Source organism: Mesorhizobium sp. M7A.T.Ca.US.000.02.2.1 (assembly GCF_003996995.1).
GTDB lineage: Bacteria > Pseudomonadota > Alphaproteobacteria > Rhizobiales > Rhizobiaceae > Mesorhizobium.
This window is the reverse complement of record NZ_RZTT01000523.1, coordinates 1-3,590: the sequence shown is the minus strand read 5'-3', so window position 1 is coordinate 3,590 and position 3,590 is coordinate 1. Positions and strand designations below refer to the sequence as shown.

General features: G+C 63.1%; 5 protein-coding genes. All 5 read right to left on the bottom strand.

Going from position 1 to position 3,590, the window contains the following annotated elements:
• Positions 1-288, bottom strand: a 288-nt coding sequence (locus EOD15_RS30800; protein WP_185929124.1) for an FAD binding domain-containing protein, incomplete at its 3' end; no start/stop codon positions are given.
• Positions 289-301: 13 nt separating this feature from the next.
• Positions 302-745, bottom strand: coding sequence for an SRPBCC family protein (locus tag EOD15_RS30795; RefSeq protein WP_127321791.1), 444 nt, complete (start codon positions 743-745; stop codon positions 302-304).
• A 130-nt stretch (positions 746-875) separates the two neighbouring features.
• Entirely contained in the window at positions 876-1,703 is an 828-nt protein-coding gene (locus EOD15_RS30790; RefSeq protein WP_127266791.1) for an AraC family transcriptional regulator, read from the bottom strand.
• Between the two features lie 179 nt (positions 1,704-1,882).
• Positions 1,883-2,650: an SDR family oxidoreductase gene (locus EOD15_RS30785; protein ID WP_127321792.1), complete on the bottom strand. Its 768-nt coding sequence runs from the start codon at positions 2,648-2,650 to the stop codon at positions 1,883-1,885.
• Positions 2,651-2,661: 11 nt separating this feature from the next.
• Positions 2,662-3,590, bottom strand: a 929-nt coding sequence (locus tag EOD15_RS30780; protein ID WP_245463811.1) for an ABC transporter permease, incomplete at its 5' end; no start/stop codon positions are given.

Genomic DNA, 3,590 nt, shown 5'->3' with positions numbered 1-3,590 from the left:
GATGGCCGGGCCGCCGACGGCGCGAGCGGCCTTGGCGAGCGTGCCGAGCTCCGGATGACTGGCGATCGCCGCCATCGTCACCGAAGCGCCGATGCGGACTTTGCCGCCGGCAACAGCGATGGTGGACAAAGACGGCTCGGTCGACCTGACAAGGCCGGAAACCGAAACATCGCCTTCATTGGCCGCGCGGACGACCAGCGTGCCGCCGCCGAGATAGCGTGTGCCCTGGGCTTTCAGTGCCGCGTTCGCGTCTTTCACCGTTGCAAAGGTCTGCAGTGCCAGCGCCATGGTTTGGCTCCTGTCAGCTCTGGCCGGCGAAATGGCTTTTCAGGGCGTTGAAGCCGCCCTGAAAGACATTCGCGCCCATGCCCTCGGCCAGCTTGTCTGCCTCCTCGGGCGCGGCGTCGAAGCTGGCGGTCCATTCGGCATAGGTGCGGTCGCCATCGGTCACACGCCGCAGCTGCAGGGTCGCCTTGTGATTGGTCAGCGGTTGCGGCGTCTCGAGGATGGAGTAGCTGACCAGGAAATTCTGGTCGGAGAAGTCGAGCAACTTTTCGCGCAGGCGGGCGCCGCTGGCGAGCTGGAAATTGCGCACGCAGCCGATCGTGGTGGCATCCTTGCCGTCTTCAATGTGGCTCTCCACCATGCGCGGATGCCAGCCCGGCAGCCCGTTGAAGTCGCGTATGCGCGCCCAGACCTTTTCGACCGGCGCGTCGATGACGCTGGATATGGTGACTTTGGCCATTCAAATGTTCCCTTGCAAAAGCGATCCGGTGCAAGGGTAGGGCGGCCATTTCAGCGGCGCTTATCAATGCGTCTTGAGCGTGTATCAAGGAGTCTGAAAAACAGTCGACCTTGACTGAACGAGGACAGGCTCAGGCAATCGCCCGCGCGGCCTCGCGGTAGAGCGTCGGCGGCACGCCGACATGGTCGCGGAAAAAACGCGAGAAATTGCCCTGCGTGGTGAAGCCGAGATTGCAGGCGACCGAGATCAGCGGCTCCCGCGACCATTGCAGCTGCCGCACCGCTTCCTCCATGCGCAGCGTGTTCCAGTAGACATTGGGCGTCAGATTGGTCTGTTCCTTGAACAAAGCGAAGAAATGCGGTCGCGACAGGCCGACGCTGCGCGCCACGTCGTCGAAGCAGATGCGCTCGCAGACATTGGCCTTCATCAGCTGGATTGCCTTGCGGACACGAAAATCCTGCATGGTGTTGATGCGGACACGGGCCTCCTGCGGCGCCGAGGCGTCGGCGGCGTCGAGCACGCTATCGATGAAACGCTCGATCTCGTAGTTGGCGATATCGTCGACGCTCTCATTGTCGCTGAGGTGGTCGAGCAGATTGGCGGCGGCCTGATGCAGCCACGGTTCCAGCGTGATCGCGGCTTGTGAAAACAGCGGTGCCGACGAAGGCAGGTCGCGGCGGCGCCGCGCCCAGTCGGGATCGATGTAGAAGGCGAGAAACAGACCGGGCGTCCCGTTTTGCGACAGAACATGGCTGTGCGGCTGGAAGGAGTTGATGCCGGCGGCCGTTCCAGGTCCAAGCCGGACGGTCTCGCGGCCGATGGTCATTTCGCCGGCCGTACCTTCCAGCCAGATGATCAGATGGGCCTCGACATGGGCATGGGTGACGAAGTCGCTTGCGACATTCAGGATAGATACATGTCCGAACCGGCCCCAGTAGAGCCTGATCGCTTCCGTCATGGGTATATCCTCCCGCAGACGACTGGCCTCCCTTCGTCTGCAACAGGGATTGTGCGGCTGAGTTCGGGGCCGCGTCAAGACGCGCGGGGGCGGCGAGGGCGAATGACGGCCAGTGAGGCCGGATTTTCAGACTGAGCGATAGGCACTGGAACGAAGAGCGGTCGGGAGAATTGCCAACGTCAAACCGAAGCCGTCATGCCGCCATCGACATACAGCGTATGGCCGTTGACGAAAGACGAGGCGTCGGAGGCAAGGAACACTGCGGCGCCGATCAACTCGTCGACAGCGCCCCAGCGTCCGGCGGGCGTGCGCTTTTCCAGCCAGGCGGAAAATTCCGGATTGTCGACCAGCGCCTGGTTCATCTCGGTGCGGAAATAGCCGGGTGCGATCGCATTGACCTGCAGGCCGTATCTCGCCCAGTCGGCGCACATACCCCTTGTCAGGTTGCGGATCGCGCCCTTGGTCGCGGTGTATGGTGCGATGTTCGGCCTTGCCAGTTCGCTCTGCACCGAGCCGATGTTGATGATCTTGCCCTTGCCGCGCGGGATCATGTGGCGGGCGACCGCCTTGCCGGCATGGAAGGCGCCCGACACATTGGTCTTGAACAGGCGCTCCCATTGCTCCTCGGGGAAATCCTCAAGCGGGGCGCGGAATTGTATGCCGGCATTGTTGACGAGGATGTCGATGGGGCCGATCTCGGCCTCGATGCGGGTAATGTCCTCCGCGACGGCGCGAAAGTCGGTGACGTCGAAGACCGAGGCATGCGCCTTGAAGCCATCAGCGCGCAGTTTTTCGATTGCGCTGTCGATCCTGGTGGCGTCGCGACCGTTCAGCACCACACTCGCCCCGTGCTCAGCCAGCCCCCGAGCCAGCGCGAAGCCGATGCCCTGGCCGGAGCCAGTCACCAGCGCCAGCCGCCCCTCGAGGCTGAACAGGGAGTTGGCCATCAACTGTCGGCTTAGTCGCTGCGGCGGAAATTGCGGATGCGGTCGAACAGCACCGCCAGCAGGATGGCGCCGCCGATGAACACACCTTGCCAGAAGGCATTGATGCCGAGCAGGCCGAGACTGTTGCGGATCACTTCGATCAGGGCCGCACCGACGATGGCGCCAAAGGCGGTGCCGACGCCGCCAGCCAGATTGGCGCCGCCGATGACGGTTGCGGCGATCACCTGCAGCTCCATGCCGGTGCCGAGATTGGTGGTGACGGCGCCCAGCCAGCCGGTCTGGATGATGCCGGCAATGCCGGCCGACAGCGCCGAGATCATGTAGACGGCAACCTTGATCTGGCGCACCGGAACGCCGGTCAGCGTTGCCGCGTGCTCATTGCCGCCAATAGCGAAGATGTGGCGGCCGAACTTCGTCCAGCGCAGGATAAAGCCGGTGATCAGCGCCAGAAGGATCATGTAAAGCACCGGATTGGCGATGCCGAACACCCAGGCGCCGCCGCCCAATGACAGAAGCTTGGCGTGGTCCGGCCCGAACTGGAAGACGACGGTGTTGTTGGAGGCGACCATGGCTAGGCTGCGGGCGATCGACAACATGCCGAGCGTCACCACAAAGGGTGGAAAGCCGAGATAGGCGATCAGCACGCCGTTAAAGGCGCCAATGGCGAGCGCGGTGGCAATGGAGGCCAGGATGCCGACCTCGATCGAGTAGCCGGCATGCATGGTGACGGCCAGCACCATTGACGACAGGCATAGTACCGAGCCAACCGACAGGTCGATGCCGCCGGTGATGATGACGAAAGTCATGCCGAGCGCGATGATGGCGACGAAGGTGATGTTGCGGGTGATGTTGTAGAGGTTCTTCGAGGTGGCGAAGGCGTCGGTGGCAAACGATAGGAACACGCAGGCAAGGATGACCGCGATCACCACCCAGAAGGTCT

Coding starts and splice junctions, on each gene's coding strand:
- EOD15_RS30795 (WP_127321791.1), bottom strand. CDS start 745: ATGGCCAAAGTCACCATATCCAGCGTCATCGACGCGCCGGTCGAAAAG.
- EOD15_RS30785 (WP_127321792.1), bottom strand. CDS start 2,650: ATGGCCAACTCCCTGTTCAGCCTCGAGGGGCGGCTGGCGCTGGTGACT.
- EOD15_RS30790 (WP_127266791.1), bottom strand. CDS start 1,703: ATGACGGAAGCGATCAGGCTCTACTGGGGCCGGTTCGGACATGTATCT.